At 43.2% G+C, this 24,662-nt stretch carries 27 protein-coding genes; 17 read left to right on the top strand and 10 right to left on the bottom strand.

The window, feature by feature from the left end:
- Positions 1–5 precede the first annotated feature (5 nt).
- The 6 genes from AAFN85_RS01245 to AAFN85_RS01220 all read left to right on the top strand — a co-directional run bounded on the left by AAFN85_RS01245 (position 6) and on the right by AAFN85_RS01220 (position 4,783).
- A complete protein-coding gene (locus AAFN85_RS01245) occupies positions 6–1,211 on the top strand; it encodes a beta-ketoacyl-[acyl-carrier-protein] synthase family protein (protein WP_347525133.1) in 1,206 nt (401 codons plus the stop codon).
- A gap of 3 nt (positions 1,212–1,214) precedes the next feature.
- A complete protein-coding gene (locus tag AAFN85_RS01240; RefSeq protein ID WP_347525132.1) occupies positions 1,215–2,264 on the top strand; it encodes a beta-ketoacyl synthase chain length factor in 1,050 nt (349 codons plus the stop codon).
- On the top strand, positions 2,258–3,031 hold the full coding sequence (locus AAFN85_RS01235) for a polysaccharide deacetylase family protein (protein WP_347525131.1): 774 nt from the start codon (positions 2,258–2,260) through the stop codon (positions 3,029–3,031). Before AAFN85_RS01240 ends, AAFN85_RS01235 begins: the two co-directional genes overlap by 7 nt.
- A 172-nt stretch (positions 3,032–3,203) precedes the next feature.
- The gene (locus AAFN85_RS01230) at positions 3,204–3,824 is read left to right on the top strand and encodes an outer membrane lipoprotein carrier protein LolA (RefSeq protein ID WP_347525130.1); all 621 of its coding nucleotides are present in this window, start codon (positions 3,204–3,206) and stop codon (positions 3,822–3,824) included.
- Positions 3,787–4,434 carry a hypothetical protein gene (locus tag AAFN85_RS01225; RefSeq protein WP_347525129.1) on the top strand — a complete coding sequence of 216 codons (648 nt, stop codon included), beginning with the start codon at positions 3,787–3,789 and terminating at the stop codon, positions 4,432–4,434. The genes AAFN85_RS01230 and AAFN85_RS01225 overlap by 38 nt, the downstream gene beginning before the upstream one ends.
- Complete coding sequence (locus AAFN85_RS01220; protein ID WP_347525128.1) at positions 4,424–4,783, top strand: hypothetical protein; 360 nt, start codon at positions 4,424–4,426, stop codon at positions 4,781–4,783. The genes AAFN85_RS01225 and AAFN85_RS01220 overlap by 11 nt, the downstream gene beginning before the upstream one ends.
- 109 nt (positions 4,784–4,892) lie before the next feature.
- On the opposite strand, the gene AAFN85_RS01215 is transcribed toward AAFN85_RS01220, so the two are convergent.
- The 7 genes from AAFN85_RS01215 to AAFN85_RS01185 all read right to left on the bottom strand — a co-directional run bounded on the left by AAFN85_RS01215 (position 4,893) and on the right by AAFN85_RS01185 (position 10,970).
- Complete coding sequence (locus AAFN85_RS01215) at positions 4,893–5,849, bottom strand: hypothetical protein (protein ID WP_347525127.1); 957 nt, start codon at positions 5,847–5,849, stop codon at positions 4,893–4,895.
- An 18-nt stretch (positions 5,850–5,867) separates the two neighbouring features.
- The gene (locus AAFN85_RS01210) at positions 5,868–6,830 is read right to left on the bottom strand and encodes a DUF6175 family protein (protein WP_347525126.1); all 963 of its coding nucleotides are present in this window, start codon (positions 6,828–6,830) and stop codon (positions 5,868–5,870) included.
- An 18-nt stretch (positions 6,831–6,848) separates the two neighbouring features.
- Positions 6,849–7,319: a hypothetical protein gene (locus tag AAFN85_RS01205; RefSeq protein ID WP_347525125.1), complete on the bottom strand. Its 471-nt coding sequence runs from the start codon at positions 7,317–7,319 to the stop codon at positions 6,849–6,851.
- A gap of 10 nt (positions 7,320–7,329) precedes the next feature.
- Positions 7,330–7,851, bottom strand: coding sequence for a hypothetical protein (locus AAFN85_RS01200; protein WP_347525124.1), 522 nt, complete (start codon positions 7,849–7,851; stop codon positions 7,330–7,332).
- Positions 7,852–7,870: 19 nt separating this feature from the next.
- On the bottom strand, positions 7,871–9,205 hold the full coding sequence (locus tag AAFN85_RS01195) for a hypothetical protein (RefSeq protein WP_347525123.1): 1,335 nt from the start codon (positions 9,203–9,205) through the stop codon (positions 7,871–7,873).
- A gap of 465 nt (positions 9,206–9,670) precedes the next feature.
- A complete protein-coding gene (locus AAFN85_RS01190; protein WP_347525122.1) occupies positions 9,671–10,258 on the bottom strand; it encodes a DUF308 domain-containing protein in 588 nt (195 codons plus the stop codon).
- A gap of 115 nt (positions 10,259–10,373) precedes the next feature.
- Positions 10,374–10,970, bottom strand: coding sequence for a Crp/Fnr family transcriptional regulator (locus AAFN85_RS01185; RefSeq protein ID WP_347525121.1), 597 nt, complete (start codon positions 10,968–10,970; stop codon positions 10,374–10,376).
- A gap of 165 nt (positions 10,971–11,135) precedes the next feature.
- Here AAFN85_RS01185 and AAFN85_RS01180 point away from each other — a divergent pair, with 165 nt between their 5' ends.
- The 5 genes from AAFN85_RS01180 (at position 11,136) to AAFN85_RS01160 (ending at position 16,064) form a co-directional block, all read left to right on the top strand.
- Complete coding sequence (locus AAFN85_RS01180) at positions 11,136–11,309, top strand: hypothetical protein (RefSeq protein ID WP_347525120.1); 174 nt, start codon at positions 11,136–11,138, stop codon at positions 11,307–11,309.
- A 123-nt stretch (positions 11,310–11,432) separates the two neighbouring features.
- A complete protein-coding gene (locus tag AAFN85_RS01175) occupies positions 11,433–13,856 on the top strand; it encodes a TonB-dependent receptor (RefSeq protein WP_347525118.1) in 2,424 nt (807 codons plus the stop codon).
- Positions 13,857–14,113: 257 nt separating this feature from the next.
- Complete coding sequence (locus tag AAFN85_RS01170; protein ID WP_347525116.1) at positions 14,114–14,440, top strand: nucleotide pyrophosphohydrolase; 327 nt, start codon at positions 14,114–14,116, stop codon at positions 14,438–14,440.
- Between the two features lie 116 nt (positions 14,441–14,556).
- The gene (locus AAFN85_RS01165) at positions 14,557–15,426 is read left to right on the top strand and encodes a DUF4349 domain-containing protein (RefSeq protein ID WP_347525114.1); all 870 of its coding nucleotides are present in this window, start codon (positions 14,557–14,559) and stop codon (positions 15,424–15,426) included.
- A gap of 224 nt (positions 15,427–15,650) precedes the next feature.
- Entirely contained in the window at positions 15,651–16,064 is a 414-nt protein-coding gene (locus AAFN85_RS01160) for a hypothetical protein (RefSeq protein ID WP_347525112.1), read from the top strand.
- Between the two features lie 121 nt (positions 16,065–16,185).
- On the opposite strand, the gene dapF is transcribed toward AAFN85_RS01160, so the two are convergent.
- A complete protein-coding gene (dapF, locus tag AAFN85_RS01155; RefSeq protein WP_347525110.1) occupies positions 16,186–16,971 on the bottom strand; it encodes a diaminopimelate epimerase in 786 nt (261 codons plus the stop codon).
- Between the two features lie 193 nt (positions 16,972–17,164).
- Here dapF and AAFN85_RS01150 point away from each other — a divergent pair, with 193 nt between their 5' ends.
- The gene (locus AAFN85_RS01150; protein ID WP_347525108.1) at positions 17,165–18,703 is read left to right on the top strand and encodes a Do family serine endopeptidase; all 1,539 of its coding nucleotides are present in this window, start codon (positions 17,165–17,167) and stop codon (positions 18,701–18,703) included.
- A gap of 439 nt (positions 18,704–19,142) precedes the next feature.
- On the opposite strand, the gene AAFN85_RS01145 is transcribed toward AAFN85_RS01150, so the two are convergent.
- Positions 19,143–20,084: an NADP-dependent oxidoreductase gene (locus AAFN85_RS01145; RefSeq protein WP_347525106.1), complete on the bottom strand. Its 942-nt coding sequence runs from the start codon at positions 20,082–20,084 to the stop codon at positions 19,143–19,145.
- A 200-nt stretch (positions 20,085–20,284) separates the two neighbouring features.
- On the opposite strand from AAFN85_RS01145, the gene AAFN85_RS01140 reads away from it, so the two are divergent.
- A complete protein-coding gene (locus AAFN85_RS01140) occupies positions 20,285–21,124 on the top strand; it encodes an AraC family transcriptional regulator (protein WP_347525104.1) in 840 nt (279 codons plus the stop codon).
- Positions 21,125–21,353: 229 nt separating this feature from the next.
- A complete protein-coding gene (locus AAFN85_RS01135) occupies positions 21,354–21,698 on the top strand; it encodes an HNH endonuclease signature motif containing protein (protein WP_347525102.1) in 345 nt (114 codons plus the stop codon).
- A gap of 76 nt (positions 21,699–21,774) precedes the next feature.
- Here the strand turns inward: AAFN85_RS01135 and AAFN85_RS01130 are convergent, their stop codons facing one another.
- Complete coding sequence (locus tag AAFN85_RS01130; protein WP_347525100.1) at positions 21,775–21,969, bottom strand: hypothetical protein; 195 nt, start codon at positions 21,967–21,969, stop codon at positions 21,775–21,777.
- Positions 21,970–22,212: 243 nt separating this feature from the next.
- On the opposite strand from AAFN85_RS01130, the gene AAFN85_RS01125 reads away from it, so the two are divergent.
- From AAFN85_RS01125 to AAFN85_RS01115, 3 genes are read left to right on the top strand one after another with little or no spacing between them, the layout of a single operon-like run.
- Entirely contained in the window at positions 22,213–22,893 is a 681-nt protein-coding gene (locus AAFN85_RS01125; protein ID WP_347525098.1) for a DUF6134 family protein, read from the top strand.
- Positions 22,894–22,912: 19 nt separating this feature from the next.
- A complete protein-coding gene (locus AAFN85_RS01120; RefSeq protein ID WP_347525096.1) occupies positions 22,913–23,554 on the top strand; it encodes an RNA polymerase sigma-70 factor in 642 nt (213 codons plus the stop codon).
- On the top strand, positions 23,551–24,534 hold the full coding sequence (locus AAFN85_RS01115; protein ID WP_347525094.1) for a FecR domain-containing protein: 984 nt from the start codon (positions 23,551–23,553) through the stop codon (positions 24,532–24,534). The genes AAFN85_RS01120 and AAFN85_RS01115 overlap by 4 nt, the downstream gene beginning before the upstream one ends.
- Positions 24,535–24,662: the final 128 nt, after the last annotated feature.

Below are 24,662 nucleotides of genomic sequence, written 5' to 3'. Positions count from 1 at the left end.
CAATAATGGAGCAACCCGTATTCATTGCCGGACTGGGGGTAATTTCGGCCATAGGTAACACTGTGGCCCAAAACCTGCTATCGCTTGAATCGGGAGAAACAGGCATCGCGCCTATTCAATATCTGGATACGGAACATCGGGACGAGTTTCCGGTTGGAGAGGTTAAATCGAGCAATGATGAACTCGCTGAGCTTTCGGGCTTTAAAACGGTCATCAGCCGTACGGCTATGTTGAGCTTAATCGCCGCGAAGGAAGCATTAAGGGATGCCGGGATCGAAAACTATGCAAACCTCCGAACCGGTTTTATCTCTGCTAACACTGTTGGTGGCATGGATAAAACCGAAGATTTCTTCAGGGATTTTATAAATGATAATACCAAGGGCCGCCTGCGCAATGCGATCAACCACGAATGCGGAGCGGTTACCAATTTAGTTGCCGATAAGTTGGGCATCAGAAATTACGTAAGTACCATCAGCACGGCCTGTTCTTCATCGGCCAACGCCATCATGTATGGCACAAGGCTTATTAAAAACAACCTGTTAGATGTGGTTATAGCCGGAGGAACCGATGCCCTAACGCGCTTTACATTAAACGGGTTCAACACCCTCATGATATTAGACAAACAACCCTGCCAACCTTTCGATGCTAACCGCCGCGGGCTTAACCTTGGCGAAGGCGCGGGTTATGTGGTGTTGGTTTCTGAACGGGTAGCCTATTCCTGTTCTATCAAAAAAGAAATTTATTGTTCGCTAAGTGGCTATTGCAATGCCAACGACGCCTATCACCAAACGGCATCATCGCCCGAAGGCACAGGCTCATTAATGGCCATGGAAGGTGCACTTAAAAGAAGCGGATTCCAACCTGCTGATATTAGCTATATCAACTTACACGGTACGGGTACGCAGAACAACGATAGTTCTGAAGGGGCAGCCATCAGCAAATTATTTGCAGGGCATTATCCCAAAATGAGCTCAACAAAAGCGTTTACCGGGCATACACTTGGGGCCAGTGGAGGCATTGAAGCGGTATATTCGGCTTTAGCGGTTCAAAAAGGGATGCTCTATCCAAACCTCAGATTTGAAACACCAATGGAAGGTTTGCCATTTACCCCCGAAACCCGCTTTTCCAAACAACCGGAAATAAAACACGTGCTATCCAACTCCTTTGGCTTCGGGGGCAATTGTTCATCATTAATATTTTCAAAATTATAGGCGATGTACATCAGGGCTGCAAGCAACATATCGCCACAAAACACCTTCGGTAATCAGCCATTCCTTCAGGAGTTGGTTGAATATACCGGTAACAAGCTTACGTGTATAGAACCTGATTACAAATCGCTCATCGACCCGAAACTTATCCGCCGCATGAGCCGCATCATTAAAATGGGTGTTGCCACGGGGATGGATTGTTTGCAACAAGCGGGTATTGAAGCGCCCGATGCCATTGTTACAGGCACAGCTTACGGCTGCCTGGAAGATACCAACACTTTCCTGAGCAAATTGGTGCTTCAAAACGAAGAAGCCCTTGCGCCAACCGCGTTTATTCAATCAACACATAATACCATCAGCGCGCAGATAGCTTTGCTGCTTCAATGCCACCGGTACAATAACACATTTGTAAATGGCGGCGCATCTTTCGAAAACGCTCTGCTCGATGCCATGATGCTGTTAAACGAAGGCGACGCGGATACTGTGCTTGCGGGAGGCATTGATGAGATCACACCAACCAGTCATGCTATTTTAAGCAGGATGGGCTTATATCATTGGCCGACAACCTCAAATCTTAATCTTCTCGATAATCCTGAAAAGGAAACAATGGCTGGCGAAGGTTCCGCTTTTTTCCTGTTGAGTAATAAAGCTTCAGGAAATGATCTGGCTAAAATAGATGCGATATCCTGCTTTTATAAACCAGTTGGGTTAAGCGAAATTGAGCAGCGTATTAACGATTTTCTCTCAGCGCAAAATATTATTATCAATGATATTGATGCCATCATCAACGGTAAAAATGGCGACGTAATTAATGATCGAATTTACAAGCAACTGGAGCAATCACTGTTTGCTAACAAACAAACCATCAACTACAAACACCTTTGTGGCGAATATCCAACCTCATCGGCGTTTGCCCTGTGGTTGGCGGCTAATGCTATCAGCAATGGTAGTTTCCCATCTGCAATAAGCACTACGGATACTCCGTTAAAAAGAGTGCTCATTTACAATCACTACCAAAATATCCATCATTCGTTAATCTTGCTTTCGGCATGTTAAACTTCAGGAATACCAATATCCTTTTTGTTGGCCTGTTGGGCTTGGTGGTTTGGCTGCATATTACAGAAGGTGTTTCACTTTGGGGTTATGTTCTGCTGATCTTTATTTATTCGCTGATATTATTTTACGGGTGCTATTACATCGGATCCAACTTTTTTATGCGGGTGATGTGCTCGCTCAAAACGAGCAAAAAAATCATCGCTATTACTTTTGATGACGGACCGGATGCTATTGCTACACCACAAATACTCAATATTCTAAAACAGCAAGATGTTCCGGCGGCATTCTTTTGCATCGGAAACAGAATAGCCGGAAATGAGGCCATCCTGAAACAAATTCATGAGCAGGGCCACATCATCGGCAACCATAGCTTTTCGCATCATTTTTGGTTCGATCTATTTTCATCGTCTAAAATGCTGGATGATCTACTATTGGCAAACCAGGTTGTGAGGCAGACTATCAATTTAAGTCCGCTGTTATTTAGGCCTCCTTATGGGGTGATCAATCCTAATTTAAAAAAAGCCATTGTTAAAAGTCGAATGGTGCCTATTGGCTGGAGCATACGCTCGATGGATACAGTTATTGCCGAAGAACAAAAATTATTAAATAAGATAACCCACCGCTTAAACCCCGGCGCTATTTTCCTGTTTCATGATACGGGCAAGGCAACAATTTCGGTTTTGCCATTGTTTATTGAACAGGCTAAAGCCCAGGGGTATGAAATAGTTCGGTTGGATAAAATGCTAAATTTACAGGCTTATGCGTGAGATGATAAAAGATGGAATACGGTTTTTCAGTTCCCCTCTTGAGAGGGGGAGCGAAGGGAATGAGCGTGAGGAGGGGTGTGTTTCTACGCGCGATCTAAGAATGACGCAGAAACACACCCCTCCACCCCTCTCGAGAGGGGAATCGCACAGGCCCTTGCTTTTTAAATTGGTAATGGCTTTGATGATTGTTTTCGTCTCACTCAATACCCAAGCCCAGCACCCCGGCTACACCCAACTTACCGATCTTACCAAATTCAAACAGCAATTTGCCGAGGTTGCCCAAAAAACCAATAGCATTAAAAGCGATTTCACCCAGGAAAAAAGCCTGAGCATGCTCTCAGACAAGATCACATCCAAAGGCAAGTTCTGGTACCATAAACCTGATATGCTGCGGATGGAATACAGCCAACCTTTCAGCTACCTCATGATCCTGAACAAGGATAACGTGTACATTAAAGATGGCCAGAAGGAAAACAAAGTATCTACCCGATCAAACAAAGTATTTAAGCAGATTAACAAAATTGTGGTGGATTGCATTCAAGGAACTGCCCTCAACAGCGGTGATTTTAAATCGGCAGTTTACGAAAGTAAGGGTAATTATTTAGTAGCCCTCTCCCCCATTAACAAACAGCTGAGTGAATTTTTCAAAACCATTGAGATCACTATCGATAAAAAAGATTACTCGGTAAGCACCATCCAGATGCTGGAAAGTTCGGGCGATAGCACCACACTCCATTTCACTAATAAAGAGATCAATGCCACAATTCCCGACGCGCTTTTTGCTATTAAGTAGCTGCCTGCTGATGCTGATCGGCTGCAAATCGGTTTATAAAAACCTGAAACCGGCAGAGGGTGATGTACGCGAGATCAAAAAGTTTGCGCCCGATTTTACCCGCGCGCTTTACAAAACGGAGGTTGACGTAATTGGCGGTCACCATTTAAGTGGTTTGCTGTTTATTAAAACCCTGCCCGATAAAAGCGTGCGCATGGTGTTCAGCAACGAAATGGGCTTTAAGTTTTTTGATTTTGAGTTTAAGCCCGATGGTGGGTTTAAGGTATATTACATCATCAAACAAATGGATAAACGCCCGGTGATCATTACCCTGCAAAAAGATTTTGAGCTGGTAATGATGCGAAAGCAAAACCAGGCAACAGGCTACCTACGCAAAGATGAAAACTTTATGTATTATGTTTTTCCGCAGGAAAAAGGAGCCAACTATTATATCACCAACAAAGCAGGAACTGAACTGATCCGCATGGAACGCTCCTCGGATAGAAAGCCGGTGGTACAGGCTATCATGAGCGGTTTTCACAACGGCATCCCTGATACTATCGGCATTAGCCATAAAAACTTTAAATTCAACATCGGCTTAAAACGTATTGAAAAAAACGATGCTCAATAATAATTTCTTCACTTTTACTCAGCCTCTTGTTGAAGCTAACCTCCTTAAAACAACTATTAGCCTTAACCCGACGCATGATATTTTTAAAGGGCATTTCCCAGGGCAGCCGGTTGTGCCTGGTGTTTGCATGATGCAGATGGTTAAAGAAGTTTTAGAAAGTTATGCTGATAAAAAGCTTCGGCTGGTGAAGGCAGATAATGTGAAGTTTTTATCGTTTATAGATCCGGGGCAGCATAATAACGTTGGGTTGGAAATAAAAATTATTGTGGTTGATGGGCAGATCAAAGCAGATGCGCAGCTGGTAAATGAAGGGATTGTGTTTTTAAAATTTAAAGGATCGTTTCAATAAGATCAGATCGATCTGGCATCTGCTCAAATCAATTTTTATTAAACTGCTCTCATTAAAATTATCGGTAAAAAAAACGGGACTTTGAAGTATCAAAGCCCCGTTTTGTATATTACCACCAGGTTGTAACACTATAAGAAATATCGGGCTGATGTGTAGCGTAAGCTATAGCCACATCACGCGCCGCTTTTATAACATCGAGCTGGTTTTGCTGTTCTTTAAAAGTGTATTTCCAAACATTGTTATTTTCATCTTTTATTCCTTTACCTATTTGATTGATAAAGGTTTTCACTTCACCAAAACAAGCCGAAGTGGGATCTATTTCCGATACGATATCACCGGCCGCTTTAGCGCCTTCATAACTTTGATTAGCAGCCCAGGCTGCTTTGGCTTGCGATAATTTGATCTGGCAATCTTTATTAATTTGCTTTTTATAAAGCGCCGGGATAGCGTCGACCGATTTTACATAGCACTCCTTGCAAACCTCCGGCACCGATGTCACTATATAAAGTGCCTTGTCGTAATTACCCTGATTAGCTTGTGCCTGTGCCTCTTTCATAATAAAATCGCAACGGGTTTTATAGTACTGCACTATTTTTTCCTTTCCGGTTTTTAAAAAAGCTTGTAATGAAGGGCTCTCGGCGTTAACATTTTTTATAGCCGCGATGTATGCCTTGGTCTCGTTAGTTCCAACGCCTTTGATACTTACAGTAGTGCTGGCGTATTTATTACCCTCTACGCCATCGCCTATATAAAATATAATATCAAGCGATAAGGCCGTCATAACCGGAGCCGTTGAGGTAATATCTTTAGTAACCACCACCGTATTTGCCGTAATGATAAAGCGTTGGTTGGCGGCATTTCCGCCCATTCCGCCTGCTGTTATCAGTTGGTTCAGCTTATTCGAAAGCATGTTTTTTGCACCTTCGGGCATATTTTCAACCTGGGGTGATACATAAGCTGCCAATATGATACGGCCAAAATCGCTTTCATTTTTTGATGTGTTGGTTTGAGCATGTACGGTTGCAAACCATAATAAGGCCAAACACATTGTTATAATTTTTTTCATGATCGTTTCTTTAGTGTGTTATTTGTCGCCAAGTACTATGGTTGCCTGGCCCAGGCCCCTTGTCATCAATTTATTGGTGATTGAATAAGGCGGCGAATTCAGAAACTTTTGAAGCTTACGCGCAAAACCACGCGCATCTATGGCATTACCCGCCGCATCATAAAGGGGGATACGTACCTGCTCAAAAAACATCATATTTTCGGTTGCATCAGTAGTGCTGAAACGACCTTTAAGGGTGTTGGCCTTCATCCAATCATCAATAACTTCACTCAATTCTTTACCTCCGTATTCTTTTTCCAGGTCTCCACTCCACGAATCGAATTTTTTAATGCGGATGGTTATTTCACGTCCATTGGCAAACAGATCGTCGAAATAAGTTTGTAAACTGGCCGAAAAATTATCCATTTTATCAACAACAGCCTCTTCTAAAAGCACCGCAGTTTCGGCAGCGAATGATGGGTTACCGGTACCTTCGGCCGTTGCTATCTGCTTATCGGTATAAGAATCAAGCCCCTGTAAAATATAACGGACAGATTTTTTGGGGCCGGTTGCAATAACATCCCAGGTTAACTGGATAATGATATCGGCCTTGGCTACTTTTTTAAGTTTATCAACAGGGCTTTCAGCAACAGCACTTCCCCCTTTTGAGGTAAGCATGGCGTCCTCAGCACTTTCGGCGGCAAGGCTTTTTATTACCGATTCCATATTTTTTAACGGGAAACCTCTTTTAGCCATAAGTCCGTTTATTTTGGCTATCACGGCTATCAGGTCAGTACTTTCCTGGAAGGCCCTTTTATAATCAGGTACTTTTTCCTTCGTTCCCTGGTTATCATACGTGGTCATAAAACCATGCGTATTACACCAAACATCGCTTGGTACAACCATTAGGGTAGGTTTCTTGGCTTGTGAAAAGCCCTGTTTTGCGAAACCGAGCCCCATTAAAAGCATTAGGGCGGTTATTTTTATAATATTTAATTTCATATGATCTGTGCTAAATTTTTATTTCGAAATGCCATCGTCGGCCATCTTTTGTTTTAATGCGGCCCTGTAAACCCTGATCACAAAACCAGCCTTGATGTAAACATCCGGGTTCTTCTTAAAATCCTTTTCGCCATCAACTTCGTTCAAAACCGCGTATTTAAAATACTCGCCATTACTTTGAAAAAACTTGGCGAAATAGCCTTGATTATTGGTTAGGGTATTGGGTACAGGAAGCAAGGGTTTATTATCACATAGCGGCTTGCCGGCATAGTTTGCCCCAAATAACACTTCTTTTATGGCGTTGCGTTTAGCTGCTTCAATGGCATCGACCTCCTGCCCGGTATTGGCCCAGGCGCGTAATATCTGCGATCCGTCGAGCTCAACACCAATACATTCTGTTTGATGGGTATAATAATTAGGGGCATATTTTGGGCTGCCGCATGCCGTTAGCAGCAATGCTGTTACTATCAGGCTTACTTTATTTTTCATGATCAAATAATTAAAAGCCTGAGTTAAGCGATCTAACAATACCGGCATCTTCAAGGTCTTTGCGCAGTAGTTCAACATTTACCGAAACAACTACCCCTACTTTGTATTCTTTGCCTATTTTCATGCGGTCTTCGGCAGCCACTGCACCATCTGTAGTTAAGTTTACAAACTTCATGTACTTGCCACCGTCGGCAAAAAAGTCATCAAAAAACTGTTGCTTTTCCTGCTCTATATTCACGTTGGTAACCAAGGGAGGTTTACCCTCAATACCACGTTTACCGGCAAAACCTTTAAATATCACGCCATGAACCGCATTCTTTTTTGATTGTTCGGTAGCTACTACAGGCTTTTTTGAGTACGACCATACCTTAACCAGGTAAGTCCCTTCTACCCCGGTTCCTACTACCTCCAGTTCGTACCGCCAGTTTTCGGTATCCTCATTGGCGTGTCTTTTTGCCTGGGCATTGCCCGATAATGAGGTGCCCAGCATCAATGCTAATATGAACGCTATTGTGATTTGTATTTTCATCATACTGTTTAATTAATGTTTATTACTTTAATTGCCTTATCAGCATTCCCGCGTAAAATTTATTGCCGCCCTTAAAAAGAGTCCTGTCTACAGGAGTTTTTGCAGCAACATTGGTACCGTCGGTCTCAGTTTCTTCGCCCGCGTTGAAGCGGTTATCCCAGATCTGGTCTTTATCAACCGTTATGGTTCCCTTACGCTTATACTCGGTAAGGCCTGTTTTAGGATCAACAATTTGCTCAAGTACCTCAAATTTTTCACCGCCTTTCAGTCCTTCTTTCAGGCCAATTTTAGCAGTGATCGGCTCGCCAGAATAAAGCGGGGTTTTAGGTTTAAATACTTCGTATTCTTTTTGCAGTTTGGCAAAAACAGCTTCTTCGTTACGTACGGTAGCCAGTTCAATGATCTCATCTTCGGTACGTTTGGCCAATTTGAAGGTAACCAGCGTACTTGATTTGGCGCTGCCTACATATTCAAGCTGAAAAAGGTCGGTATTATCAAATGCAGCTTTCTTTTTGCTATCGATGCTGTTTTTATCCATCCAGTAATCTTTATAAAATACGGTAGATATAGAGTCGTTCCATTTTAGCTTATATAAATATGTGGTTGTCCATACCGAATAGCCTTCTTTGGCCTTTTCGTAAGCGGCATCCAATGCTTTATATCCTCCTGCCTGCAAAAAGGCCGGCAATAGGGAAACTTTGGTTTTTCCGGCTTCTCTTACTGCCGCGGCCACTACCTCGTTAGGTATAAATTGCAATTTTGAGTACACCACAAAGGTGTTACCTATTAGCTCTTCGCCTGCATCGGCCAGTGATGCCGTTCCGCGTACCGTACCTTTGGCAATGTTGGCTTCCATTTCCGAGGCATTGTATTCGCCGCGTTCGCCAACAAGCTTCATATCAAAGGAGCCATCGGCCTGCCTGTTAAACCACTTGGCAACAAGTTTATTGGCGGTTTTATTAGTCTTGTTATACTTATCTATCATTTGCGGCATGTAGGCACCGGTGCGGTCAATATTGGTTCCGGTTACACTCGAAACCATATCCATTCCCACGCCTGCCAAAAGGCCGCTTTTTTTTGAGCAGGCAGCCATTTCTTCCTGGGTAAGCCTATAGTTTCGCGATTCAAATGCGGGGATATCAACGGTATGCTGATTATACTTATCAGGAAAAGGGACTTCCTTATGCGCTTTGATCACCGTTTCTTTATGCGGAAAATCTTCCGATTCGATCAGGACAATATCAAGCGAACTTCGCCTGTATTTAATTTTAGGGCTATCGGCGGTTTGTGCTTTTAGCACCGGGCCGAATGTTAACAACAGTGCCGGAAGCACAACAATTTTAGTAGAAATTTTCATATAGTTTAAATTGAGATAATGGGTTGATAGGGTAGTTTTTCTAAACAAAAACCAAGCGTAATAAGAGGCTGGGGCCGCTAATTTGGGGGATATTTTGATAACAGCGTGCTATATCAAAACCCAAAAGGTTTAATTAATATATTATTTTATAAACGAATAGATTAATTAGCCAAGCAACTATAAGCAATAGTTAATCTTTTGCGAGCGACCAAACAATTAATTGATTATCAAGCAAATGCGATAGATTTAAATATTTAAAAAAGGAGAGATGGGATAACAAACGGGCCAATAGTTTCATTTTAATAAGTATTAGGTACAGCCAAATTATAAAATATTTACCCTAAATCACAATAAGATTTTGTTAATATCAGATTATCAGATATGATATATTTTTCAAAATAAATTCAATAAAAAAGCCCCTGGTTTTTGATACCAGAGGCCTTATAAACAGGTTGTTTTTATGTATTAAACTGCCTGAACTTGCTTTACTTTTTTCCCCAACCTGATAGCCGCCAATAAATAATAAAACGCGCCAAAGGCCGAGTATCCCGCCAAATTAACGATACCCATATTAGGCGAGTGTGCCATAGCGATGAACGATACACCAGCCAACATAGATTGGCCACCACTTAATATCATTGGCCATTGGCCGCCCAGCTCTTTACGCCTTTTTAAGCCGAGCACTAATTGGATCAATCCTGTTAGCAACGCCCATGCACCAAAAACTATCAGTGCTGCTGGTACACCTTTGCCAATAGCAAAAGCAACCGCCAGTGTGGTAATGATACTGATAGCGAGGTTAACATATTGCGGGGTTACTGATGTTCCATTACCCTGGTTGGCACGGACATCTAAAAGGGTTCCTACCACATCCCATAACGGATATATTACAAGCAGTATGGTTGCAGCCGTAAACGATGTTTTGGCTAATAATGATACCAATATTACCCAGGTAACCGAAAATGCTACCCTGATAAAATACAGTTTGCGTAATGCGGAGGCCGTTCTGGTAGCAGCGGAAGTTTCTATGATCAATGTTTTATTTGCTGACATGATTTTTCAGTTTTGTTTATGTTTTATTTGATGAAGCAAAACTGGGCACAAAACGCAGCAATAATTTTCACCATGGTGAAAAACGGATAGGGTGTTTGTCAGGCAAGTATCGCTTTTATGGCTTTGGTTGCGCTAAACGCTTTTTGATGCGGGTTAATGATGGGTTTTTGATGCCCAGGTAGGATGAAATATGGTAAGCCGGGATGCGGTTTACAATATTAGGGTGCTGCGCTACCATTTTTAAATAGCGTTCTTCGGCGGTATTGAACTGAAACTCTTCGGCGCGGGCCTGCGAAAGGTTAAAAAACAACTCGGCTATTAAACGACCGAAGCGCTGCCAACCGGTTGGGGTATTGTACAGGTATTGCAGATCGTTATAATTGATAGAGATGATCTCGGCATCCTCCATAGCCTGGATAAAATAGGCGCAGGGGTATTGATTGATAAAACTGCGGAAGGATACGAGGAACTGGCTTTCCGAAAAAAAGTAGATGTTTTTCTCTTCCTGCGTTTCGGGGTGTACAAAGTAAATGCGGAATATACCTTTAGTAATGAGCGCCAAATCGGTACATACAAAGCTTTGCATGTTGAAAAAATCGCTTTTGGTTATTTTGCGACTGCGCCAGTAAGGCAAACTGGCGTTAATATCATTAGCCGATAGCTCGGCAAATTTGCCAAGCACATCGTTCAATACTTCCTGTTTTGATTGCATACTGTTAACAAAACGTAATTATCTCAAATATCGGCATTAAAAAACTTACAAATTTTCACCTCGGTTAAAACATTGGGTTTATTTTCTTATTTTACTTTCAAACTAAATCAAATAAAAAACAATCAAAAATCAATAACATTATGATGCAACTAAAAATACCTCCCCATGTTAGTGAGTTTGATAGAGATAACCCTGTTCCTAACGGTTATTGTGCTGGCAGTTGCCGGTCCGCCGAAAAGGAAAAAGAAGGGCATTAAAGTTACGCCCGACGCCCAAACCCCATCGGCCTATCGGGTTACCGCCAACGGCGGACTGGAATATGTAGAAGCCGACAATTAAAATTTAACTACCTCCCTAAAAAACCAGGACAATACAAATTATAAAAACGGACCGCCGCGAAACAATTGCAGCGGTTTTTTATTTAATTTACAATTTTATAAACCCCAACCCTACTCCCCGGTTTTGAGATACATCTACAGCTTTCTATTCGCTTGCTTAATATGCAACAGCCTTTTTGCCCAGGTAAAAGTTAATGGTAAAATAACCGATGCTAATAAAAGTCCGGTAGCCCTTGCGGTGGTAAATCTTCAGCAGCAAAACTCTGAACAAATAAGGGCGGTACAAACAGATTCATTAGGGGTGTTTCATTTTACCGATGTTGATAAGGGTATCTATCTGCTCAGCATCAGCTATACCGGCTATCAAAAAACCGAACTGAAATTAAACCTCAATAACGATACTACGCTCAACATCACCCTCAATACAAAAACTACCCAGCTTAGCCAGGTAACCATAACCGCGAATAAAGCAGCGGTTGAGAACCGGGGAGATAAACTGGTTTACAACGTAGCAACCAGCGTAACCGCCACCGGGGCCGACGCACTTACCGCCATTGGCCAGGTACCGGGCATCCGCGTGGGCGATAATGACCTGAGCATTGTTGGTAAGGGGGCTGTAAAAGTGATGGTGAACGAGCGGTTAGTACAGTTATCCGGTACCGATCTGTTAAGATATTTAAGGTCGATATCGGCAAATCAACTGGCCCGGATCGAGCTGATCAAAAACCCCGGTGCGGCTTATGATGCCGAGGGAAATGCCGGGCTGATCAACATCACCCTAAAAAACACTAAAAAGCACGGATACTCGGGCAGTGTGCAGGTTAACGATAAGCAATGGCTGCATAGCCCGGCCTCGGTGTATGGCACCAGCAATTACTGGTGGTTAAATGCCAGCGGCGATATCAATTATAATGCAGATAAACTATCGGCCTATGCCAGCGTAAACGTTGATCATGATCATGAGCTGGAGGGTTTTGAAACCGATATTTACTACCCCAAACAAACCTGGCTCCAAACTGATACCGGCAACTACCGCTACCATAACCTCAATTTTGTTGCCGGGGCCGATTACAGGTTTAGTTCGAAGGTAACAGCGGGGGTGAATTACCAGGGCGGTAAAAATACCTACGATGGATCGGACCGTGTAAACAATCCCATCATCAATAATGCCACCGGTGCTATCGATTCAACGCTACGTACTTATGCCACCTATCATCCGGTAGCTATCAGCAATGCGGTTAACCTGCACAGCACTATAAAGCTCGATACCGCAGGCGGCAGGTTAGTGCTTAATGCCGATTATTTTAACTATTACCGTACGGATAGATCGGACTTTGAGAGCAACAGTTACCTTGGCGATGGCTCATTAATTACTGCCAGCCGCAATAGATATCACGATACCAATAAACAGGATATCAACATTTATACTTTTAAGGCAGATGCCACCGTGCCTACCTCATTCGCCCGTTTCGCTTTTGGTGCAAAGCTGAGTTTTATTAACAATTATAGCAACGCTTTTTATCATAAGCGATCGGCCAATGATTCGTTAAAGTACGATAGCAATCTGAGCAATGAATTTACCTACACCGAAAACACGCAATCGGTTTATGGTAGCATGAACCGTGAAGAAGGTAAATTTAAATACCAGGCCGGGCTACGTGTCGAGCGCACCGAAACCAAAGGTTTTTCGCATACGCTTAACCAAACTACGGTTAACAATTACACCAAACTGTTCCCATCAGCAACCATCACTTACCGGGCCGGTGTTGATCATAGCGTCGCGCTTAATTTTGGCCGCAGGATAAACCGCCCTACATTCTGGAACCTTAACCCTTTCAAAAGTCTGTTCACCGCCTATAGCTATGGCGAGGGGAACCCTTATCTGCAGCCGGAGTACAATACTAATTTCGAGCTATCACACACGTATAAAAACAGGCTTACCTCGGCCATATTTGTAAATGTTACCAACAACGGTTTTAACAACGTAACCATTGCCCGACCGGATACTAATTTAGTTTTCACCACTCCACTTAATTTTATTAAAACTTACAGGGTAGGGATCTCTGAAAATTACTCATTACAGGCTTTTAGCTGGCTCGATAACAATAACCAACTAACCGTTTACCATACCGATGCTAAGTCAACACTCAACCAGGTTAAGGGCATTAGTGGCTTCGGCGCTTATATCGCCACCAACAACAGCGTTTATTTTAACAGTGGTAAAACCATTGCAGGCGCGGTGAACTTCTGGTACCAGTTTCCGGAAATAGATCATATTGGCCGGAGTGATGCTTATTATAAGATTGATCTGGGTTTTAAAGCTTCGATAGCCAAGCGCAAAGTTGATGTATCTTTTTTAATGAATGATGTTTTCAGGAGCAGCGCTTCGGCGGTAACTACTACGGTTAATGGGGTGAGGCAAAAGTTTACTAACTTTCAGATCAACCGGTATGCTATGCTGGGGCTTAGTTATCATTTTGGCAATAGCCAGAATAAGGCTGAGAAACAGGATACGGGGAATTTGGATGAACGGGGAAGAGTACATTAACCGGCATTTCTCGTCTCGCGGATACACGAGGCACCTACGGAGACTAAAACCCTTGCTATCAATGCTATAAACACGTTACTCCTATGGAGTACTAAAAAATTTGATAGAATACTCCGTAGGAGTAACGTGTTTATAGTGCAACCTGTTTGTATCCCCGACTCCATAGGAGTCCCGTGTATTCGACATGCTATTCCATTTTCCAATTCGTGTCTATTCGAAAAAATTAGTGAAATTCGGACACTATAAAAAATCCACCTATGACTATAGATGAAGCTCAACAACTGGTTGATAACTGGATCAAAACAATGGGCATCCGTTATTTTAACGAACTCACCAATACAGCCATTTTAATGGAAGAGGTAGGCGAAGTGGCCCGCATTATGGCGAGGCAATACGGCGAACAATCATTCAAAAAATCGGATACCGAAGTTAACCTGGCGGATGAGATGGCCGACGTGCTTTTTGTGCTCATTTGCCTGGCCAACCAAACCGGTATCAACCTTACCGAAGCTTTGGAGAAAAACATGGAGAAGAAAAGCATCCGCGATGCTGATCGACATAAAAACAATGAAAAATTAAAATAATCGGAATTAAATTACACAAAAATACAATCCACGGAATTTAATTCTGTTTTTATTTGATTTTATATAATTTAATGAGGCAATAGTCGTTTTATCTAAAACAATTAAACAGCCTTATTATGAAAACGTATTTTATTATTTCAGTTGGTTTTTGCCTGGGACTATCATCTTGTAGCCATGCTCCGGCCGAAAAAGCTACGGTATCCGATGTTGTACTCATGGCGCCTCCTCCTCCCTTGAAAGCCGAAAAAGCACCAGCTATAGAAGCTCACATAAATCCACCCGGCCCGGCCATCGACACCGCCAAAAAGATCATCAAGGAGGGCAACATCCGCTTTGAAACCCACAATCCAAAAGCAGCGAGGCAAAATATAGTTGGCGCGCTGCAAAAATCAGGAGGCTACCTTGCCGAAGAAAATGAGACCAACAGCGGAGAAACAAACCAAAAAGAATATAGCCTCCAGATCAGGGTGCCATCTAAAAATTTCGATTCGTTTTTAAACAACCTTGCTTCCAGTGCCGATCATATCGAATCGAAAAATATCCATATCCGCGATGTAACCACACAGTTTATTGATACCCGTGCCGAGATCAGCAATAACAAACAATTGGAACAGCGCTACCTGCAATTGGCGGCAAAAGCCACAAAAATGACCGACCTGCTGGCTATTGAAGATAAACTGGCCAGCATCCGCACCACTATCGATTCGGCACAGGGACAGCTCAATTACCTCAGCAGCCAGGTAAGTTACAGTTCGCTTGATATCAGTTTTTATACCAGGCAAGCGGGTGAGGTAAACCAGGGAACCGGATTTGCTTATAAATTTAAAACAGCATTCGGCGAAGGTTGGGATATTTTACAGAACATGTTTTTTGTTATTATAGCTCTGTGGCCTTTATTGATTGTGATACTGATTGTTTTCCTGTTCATCAAACGCTGGAAAAAGAGAAAAGTCGTAATAATAGCCGCTCCAAATGCTACTGAGTGATTTAGTTAGGATGATAAATGGCCTATCAAATAAACACGTTTTCGTTAATGAATTTACACTTTAAATTAAATTGATGTTAAAATTATAAAAACAGCAACACTTAAGCGGGCTGGTCCGTAAAAATTTAATTATAAGGGTAGCATTTTTATTAAATTAATTAATAAATGCTTGACAAGTAGAAAATTAACGCCTACTTTTAATCACCCCTTTTTAATTGTTTGATCATGATCCGTGTACGGTCTAAAATTGTGCTATTGGTTGCGCCCGAGATAGTTGGCGTTAAGGTATTGCCTAATAACAAGGTTTTTAAACATATTTCGGCCATGCCTTCAATTTTCCCGTCAATCCACGAGACCAAACCCAACCTGCTTATATTAGACTACGACTACCTCATTAACGATATCGAAAAAATATTGCGCCGTTTAAGTACTAATCCTTCTTATAAAAACATCAAGATCTGTTGCTACAAAAACAAATGGCACTCTAAAATTGATCCTTTTTTGAAAAGCCTTGGTGTTGATCATATTTTTTATGCCGAGGATATGAAAGAAGAGCCTGTGAGGAAAAATATTTTCGAATCGATAAGCGGAGTGCTGGATGTACCAGTGCTTAATTTATTGGCGAAGCCGGCGCATTAAGGCCATTTTTTTTAATCCCGTCATTGCGAGGTACGAAGCAATCGCGAACTATACAGAGCGGACCTGCCTATGTGCGATTGCTTCGTACCTCGCAATGACGTTGTGAAAAAGACGAATTAATTTAAATCATCACATCCCCTTCAAAAACCCTTTCCGCCGGGCCTTCTAAAAAGATATCGGTAAAAGCTTTGCCATCATAATCAAAGCGGATATTCATATTACCGCCCAAAACTTTTATGGGGGTATTAATATGTCCGGTTTGCTCTTTGTGTTGAGCCATGGCTAAAGCCACAGCTGTTACGCCCGTACCGCAGGCGTAAGTTTCATCTTCTACCCCACGCTCAAAAGTGCGAACGAAATAGCCTTCATCCATCGGCTCAACAAAGTTTACGTTGATGCCTTTTTCGTGGTAAGTTTCGTTATTACGGATGGCATAGCCTTCGGTGTACATGTCACGCTCGGCAAGGCCATCAACTAATTTTACATAGTGGGGCGAACCTGTGTTAAGTACATAAGCCTCAGCATCGCGTGTTACATCGTTTACATCTATCATTTGCAGGCTTACCCAATTGCCCTCGGCAGTAATTTTGGCATGGTGCGGACCATCAACCGCCAAAAATTCAGTTTCAGTGTCAATTATTCCTAAAAATTTGGCGAAGGCTACTATACAACGTCCACCGTTGCCGCACATGCTGCTTGGCTGGCCATCGGCATTGTAGTAAACCATTTCAAAATCGTAACCTTCTTTGTTTTGCAGCAGCATCAGTCCATCGCCGCCGATACCGAACCTGCGGTCGCAAAGGCTTGAAATCAGCTTCGGATTGCGGTGGTCAACCCTATTATCGCGGTTATCAATTAAAATAAAGTCGTTACCTGCGCCCTGGTATTTATAAAAGTGTAAATTCACGTAAGTATGCTATTTAATGTCAGCTTGTTAACCTAAGCAAAACCCGTGCTAACAATTAAACCGACCAATGTTTAATCTATTTAACAAAATTTAACAAAATCCGGGATAACTTATCGTTGATAATCCCGTCTATATGGTATTAAATTTGATTTGTAAAATAAGTAAACTTAATAATAAGAAAGGTAATTTATAGATGAAAAAGATAGGTTTAACATTATTAACCGCTTTTGCTGGAGGCGCGATGGCTCTGGGAGTATATAAAGTCATCGAAAGCAAATACTCAGACAACCAAAGTTTTGAGGACAAACAAAAAGTGTATTTCACCAGCAACCCATCGGCACCGGTATCGTCAACCGGCGATCTGGATTTCACCCAGGCGGCGGCAGTAGCTACCCCGGCAGTTGTTTACATCCGTACTACTTACACTGCTAAATCAAGCGGTGGCGGTCAAGACCAACTGGAGCAAATGTTTGGCGATATGTTCGGTCAGCGTTCGCGTCCGCAACAGGGGCCGCAGATGGCATCTGGTTCGGGAGTAATTATTTCGCCAGATGGCTATATCGTTACCAACAATCACGTGGTTGAAAAGGCCGATAAAATCACCGTTGCTACTAATGACCACCGTACTTTCAGCGCAAAAGTTATCGGTACCGACCCTAATACCGACCTTGCCCTGATCAAGATCAGTGCCGACAACCTGCCTATTGTAAAGCTTGGCAACAGCGATGATGCTAAAGTGGGCGAATGGGTATTAGCCGTAGGTAACCCTTTTAACCTTACCTCTACAGTAACGGCAGGTATTATTAGCGCAAAAGGCCGTAACATTAATATTATCGGCAGTGAAAATAATGAAGATGAAAACCCGTTTGGCCGTACACGTAACCAGCAAACAGGGCCGAAGTTGAACAAGGCTATCGAATCGTTCATACAGACTGATGCTGCAATTAACCCAGGTAACAGCGGTGGCGCATTGGTTAACACCCGTGGCGAGCTGATTGGTATTAACGCGGCTATTGCTTCACACACTGGTTCGTACGAGGGTTATGGCTTTGCTATCCCCGTTAATCTGGCCAAAAAAGTGTTGAATGATATCAAAAAATTCGGTACCGTAAAACGTGGTTATGTAGGCGTAACCTTTACAGAACTTAATCCGGACAATGCCCAGAAGCTTGATATCACAACTACCAACGGTTTGTATGTGAATGATCTGGTTCCGGGCGGAGGTGCTGAACAAGCCGGCTTACGCAAAGGCGATATCATTGTAAAAGTTGAAGGCAACCCGGTTTATGAGTCATCTGATCTGCAGGAACGTGTTGGCCGTTTGCAACCGGGCGATAAGATCAACATTACTGTGCTGCGCGATGGTAAGAACAAAGATTTTGCGGTAACGCTAAAAGGTGAGGCTGTAGCGCCAAACCGCACCGCAGCTAACTCAAGATCGGCCGAGGAATTGTTTAACAAACTGGGTGCAAGCTTTCACGCTTTAACCCCTGCCGAGAAAAACAAACTGCATGTTAACAGCGGTGTGTTGGTTACCCAGGTACGTGAAGGCGGTTTATTTGATGCTGCCGAAATTCCTGAAGGTGTTGTGATCACCAGCATTAACAAAGTACCGGTTAGCAGCATTGATGATATTGATAAGGCTATCGTAAAACCGATACAGGGCAATATCATTATTGCAGGTTTATATCCTGACGGATCGCACTTTAGCAGCGCGTTCCCGGCTCAATAAGTTTTTTAAGAGTGATTTTATAGGAAAGCCCCGGTTGTTTGACCGGGGCTTTTTGTTTATTGCTATTGCTTTCAATATGTCATTGCGAGCGTAGCGCGGCAACCGCACGGAAGCAGAGTCGCCCTGTATAGCATGCGATTGCCACGTCGCGCCCATCGCATCGCCCCCAAAGGCTCCTCGCAATGACATGTTTAAAAAAGGGTGTCATGCTGAGCCTGTCGAAGCATGGTGGGCAGAGCCTCTGCGCGCGACCCTTCGACAAGCTGCCATTGACAAATCCATAACGCGTTGATAATCAGACTTGAAAAAATGTCATCTGCAATGCTATTATTTGCGCGCAAATAAACCTTACTCAGGGTGACAGGCCTACCCGCCTAATGTCGTATAATCCTTCAGAGGCGACCGCTTTTACTTACTCGCAATTACATCCGGGTATGTTTTAAAACGTCAACACCACTTTCCCTACAGTCCTTCCGCTTTCCAGTTGCAAATGGGCATCAGCCATTTTCTCAAACGGAAATACCTGCGACACGTGCGACCACAGCACATTGCTTTGCAGCATATCAGCAATCACTTTCATATCGGCAGCGCTTGGTTTTACCAGGGTGTTGTGGCCCTTAATGCCGAGGGCGGTTGCTTTGGGAGTAACAGCTTCGCTCATGCCGGATACGATACTCACTATCGTACCGCCCCTCTTCATTACCTGTAACGAGCGGTCGATGTAGTCGCCGCCTATGGTGTCGAGTACAAAATCGATATCGCTGGTGGCGGTTTCAAAGGGTTGGGCTTTGTAGTCGATATGATCGTCGGCCCCCATAGTGAGTACAAAATCGGCATTAGCGGCCGAGGATGTGCCTATTACGTAGGCACCCAATTGTTTGGCAATTTGTACCGCATAGTGACCAACTCCACCCGATGCAGCGTGAATCAGCACCCGGTCGCCGGGTTTAATGTGCTCAAAATTGTGAAACGCCTGCCATGCCGTAAGCGGGGCCAGGGTAGCGGCCGCGGCTTCTTCATGACTGATGCCATCGGGCTTAAGAGCGAGTTCGTGAACTTTGGCAACAACATATTCGGCATAGGCCCTGCCGCTTTGCGGGAAACCGATCATGCCGAAAACCTCGTCGCCAACTTCAAAATTGGTAACCGACCTGCCTAATTGGGTGATCTCGCCCGAGATATCCCAACCTAAAATTACCGGCTGTTCCTCCTTGATCCGTCCCCAAACACCTTTGCCCGCGCGGGTTTTCACGTCGACAGGGTTTATGCTGATGGCTTTTACTTTGATCAGTACTTCATCCGCCGCCGGACTGGGGATAGGCAATTCGGTTGGTATCAGGTTTTCAACGCCGCCTATGTCTTTTAAAACTATTGCTTTCATGGTTTCTATGTCTTTTTGTTTTTGATATGTCAAAGTTATACCGGTATAAATAAAAATATTGGTATAAATAGGGTATATTTTGGTACATTAGCCTCACCCCAACCCCTCTCAAAAGGAGAGGGACTTTAAATAGCACGGGACAATTAATAACAATCAGACAATTAAAGTCCTCTCCTTTTGAGAGGATTTAGGTGAGGCTTATGATCAAACAAAACCTGTACGAACCCTTCAGCATCCAACATCAAACGCTGGATGTGTACCCCAAGCTGGAACATAAACACAATTTTTTTGAGTTGGTTTATATTGTTGAAGGCACCGGCGACCAGTGCATCGACCAAAGCAAGTTTAAATACAAGCCGGGGCACATGTTCCTGCTCACGCCCGACGATTGCCATACTTTTAACATCGAAACTACTACCCGGTTTTTCTTTTTGCAGTTTAACTACATCTATCTTAAAAACGGCGCGTTGCATAACGAAAGCATCCGCAGACTGGAATATATCCTGCACAATGCCAACCACCAGCCGGGCTGCATTCTCAAAAATATAATAGATAAACAGCTGGTTGCACCGATGGTGGATGCCATGATTCGCGAGGTGGGAAACAAAGACCTGTACAACCAGGAACTGGTGCAGCAACTGGTGAACACCCTCATTATTGTAGTGGCCCGCAACATTGCCAAATATCTGCCCGAACAGGTTAACCCCGGCACCGAAGAACGCGCTACCGACATACTGCAATACATCCAGAACAATATTTACTACCCCGAAAAGCTAAAGGTTGAAGCCATCAGCAACACCTTCGGCATTTCGGAAGCCTACCTGGGCAAATATTTTAAACGCCACACCTCCGAAACCCTGCAACAATACGTTACCAACTACAAAACCAAACTGATTGAACACCGCCTCCAATTCAGCGATAAGCGACTGAATGAAATAGCCTCCGAATTTGGCTTTACTGATGAAAGTCATTTTAATAAGTTTTTTAAGAAGCAAAGGGTGAAGAGTCCGAAGGAGTTTAGGAAGTTGGTGAGGGGATGAAGGATTTCGTATGGTAACCTTACCTTAGTCTAAACAGCCATAATTAACTCACTGGAACTAATTATGGCTGTTTAGAAATAGTTTTTATCAATTACTCAAAGGGATGTCCGGGAAAACTATAACAAATCCAAGTTGGGTTTTAATAGCAGTTCTACAATCAATTTTAAAAGCCTCATTTTCATTTTCGGATAGATATTTAGCGGTTAATCAATCGCTATTTCGCAAAATTGTGCTTACCAATTTCAACTATAAATGCTGCATCACAGGCATTACCCAACCCGAACTGATAGTAGCCAGTCATATTTTACCGTGGAGCAAGGATAAAGGCAACCGCCTCAATCCTAAAAATGGCTTAGCTTTAAATACGCTGCATGATAAGGCATTTGATTGTGGATTAATCACCATTACCGAAGATTTCAAGATCAAAATATCGTCAAGCTTTATGAAAAGTAAAGATGTAGCCAGCATCCGCCATAACTTTATTGATTATGATGGCATGCCACTAATAGAACCTCAAAAGTTTTTCCCGGATGTGGAGTTTTTGAAAGTACACAATGGTTTATTCAAACCCTAAAAGTTCACTTATATCCGATTGACAACCCCACGCTTCCGGCATAACTTTCCATATCCCCAATATCAAATTTAACTACCTATACCGCGATGCCGGTAACTACAAAAACTTCAATAGCATCGTATTTAACAATCCTCAAAATATAGAGCTGTCGGTACTGGATGATTTGATCCGCTCCAAACTCATATCTCACCACTGGTTTTATGTAGACCAATGGCAAGTACCAGATCTGCACTTCGGGACTTGGGATAAGGAACTCGATCATACTTTCCATGAATTTGAAAGTATTGAATACACCGATGAAGCAGCTAACAACGAAAAAGGCTTAATCTCATTTATTCAAATACTTGAAAAACTAAATTTTTCATTATACTTGTAAAATACACCATACAGATAGACTAAGTAGAATAAAATTAAATGAACAAAAAAATGCGCGGGCATAGGGGTAACACTTTAAGTTGTTGTAATAAAGTAAACGCGTTTGCTACTTTATTCAATTACCTTAAAATGATTACTCATGATACCTGCACTAATAATTTGGTTATTTAAAAAATATATACTCCCCGCTTTCCGTAACAAAACATTCCCTACGGTAAAAATCCTCAAACCGGTAAAACACGTGGCCGCGCTTATTTTGCTACTTGGCCTGGCTACCTGCAGTTTGGCGCAGGAGCAAACGGTTAAGTACAATGTGCTGCATAGCGGCAAGGTGGTTGGTCACCTCAATTTGTATCGTAAGCAACAGGGCGATGAGCTGTACCTCAAAATGATCTCGGAAGTGAAAATGCGCTTCATTTTCAACGTTAAGGTTGATATCCAGGAAGAGAGCACTTTTAATAATGGCAAGCTCATCAACTCGCGGGTATGCCGCAATGTTAATGGTAACGAAAAGTGTAACCGCCAAACCAAGGCCATAGCTTCGGGCTACCAAACCGTGGCCGAAGGTAAATGTGGCCGGGTTGATCAGCAGCAGATCAACGCTAACCTGATGTTGTTATACTGCCGCGAACCGCAGGATAACGCGCAGGTGTATTCGGATAACTTTCAGCAGTTTTTGCAGGTGAAAGAGGTAAGTCCGCATATATACCGGGTTGATCTGCCCGATGGCAACTACAATTTTTACAGCTATACCAACGGCGTTTGCAGCAAGGTTGATATTCACCATTCGCTTTATACCATCCAAATTCAGCTGGCCTGATTTTTAACATTTGAGGGCTATGATTTTAAAGGCCAAACCTGCTATCTTTAGCGCCGACATCTACGCCCTGAAAGTGGAATACAGCGATAGCACGGCCATTACTTTAATAAAACAGGGAAGCCAAAAGGCTTTTGAGCGACTATTTAAAGATCACTTTAAAAGTCTACATGCCTATGCCTACACTTTTTTAAAGGATGATGAACAGGCCGAAGAGGTGGTGCAAAACGTTTTCTGCCGTGTTTGGGAAAAACGCGATCAGCTTAAAACCGATGGCAGTATCAAAGCATACCTGTACCGTGCCGTGCATAACGAAAGTTTAAATTACCTGAAACACCAGAAGGTGCGCGCCAGCTTCGGCGTTTATTATGCTGATGAGATGGAACAAAACACAGGCGGCGATGAGCCGGCCTCAAAAAAGCTAATGGCTGCCGAACTGCAGCGCCACATTGAAAAAGCCATGAGCGAACTGCCCGAGCAGTGCCGCATTATCTTTCAGCTCAGCAGGTTCGAGCAGTTAAAGTACCAGCAAATTGCCGATCAGATGGGTCTTTCGATCAAAACCATCGAAAACCAAATGGGCAAGGCGCTACGGGTAATGCGCCAAAAGCTGGCCGAATTTTTACCCATAATTTTATTGTTATTAATTGATTGGTTTGTATGAGCTATACCGGTATGCCCATAAATGATGATTTGCTGGTGAAATACCTTGTTGGCGAAGCTACGCCCGCCGAGGTCGAAGCGATACAAAACTGGCTTGCGGCCGATAAGGCCAACCAACAGGAGTACGAAAATTTCAAGCTGATCTGGGACGAAAGTCAGCAGATCGTCGGCACCCGCAATGTTGATGAGGATGCGGCTTTTATCCGATTGCAAAACCGACTAAATAAGGAGGCGGCCCCCATTGCTAAAGTGCGTAAGATGAAGCCGCGATATTGGGTGGGCTTGGCGGCTTCGGTATTGTTGATTTGTACTGTTGCCTGGTTAACGGTAAGTCGTTATTATGAAAACGGAAGTATCGCGGTTATAAAAATAGATAGTCACGATAAAACCCGTGTGGCCGCCCTGCCCGATGGTTCGCAGGTTACGCTGAATAGTCATAGCACCTTGATCTATCCCGAAAAGTTTAGCGGGAAAATTCGCCCGGTTACGATGGAGGGTGAAGCGTTTTTTAAAGTATCACCCGATAAAACAAAACCGTTTATTATTAAAGTGAACGGTGTAACGGTTAGGGTGGTCGGCACGTCATTCAATGTGAAAAGCCGCGGCGGTAAAACGCAGGTTATAGTGGAAACCGGCATCGTGAACGTAAGTGAGAAAAGCAAAAACATCAACCTTAGCCCTGGCGAAAAAGTGCTGGTGGTTGGGAAAGATGGGTTACAAGCTAAAGAAAGTATCCGAGGCAAACTTTACAACTATTACGTAACGCACGAGTTGGTTTGTGATGAAACTCCGCTGCATGAGCTGGTGATTTCGTTAAATGAGGTGTACGGCGCGCATATCAGCATAGGCAATAAAGCGATTGAGAATTTGCCTATCACTACGGCTTTTAAAGATCAGGCTTTGGATGATATATTGCTGGTGATCAAAGAAACGTTTAAGGTAAAAGTGGAGAAGGGCAAGAAGGGGATTGTGTTGAGGTAATGAAACATGAATTATAAACCTAACGAGATTTTCCGGCGAGCCTATCATTCCCTCCCTTGGGAGGGGTGCGTGGGGTATGCGTTGTGGCAGGGAGGGGTTTCTACGCCTTGCCCGTCGACGAGTCGCTT

It is taken from the genome of Mucilaginibacter sp. CAU 1740 (genome assembly GCF_039839285.1).
Lineage (GTDB): Bacteria > Bacteroidota > Bacteroidia > Sphingobacteriales > Sphingobacteriaceae > Mucilaginibacter.
This window is presented reverse-complemented; position numbering and strand designations above follow the sequence as displayed.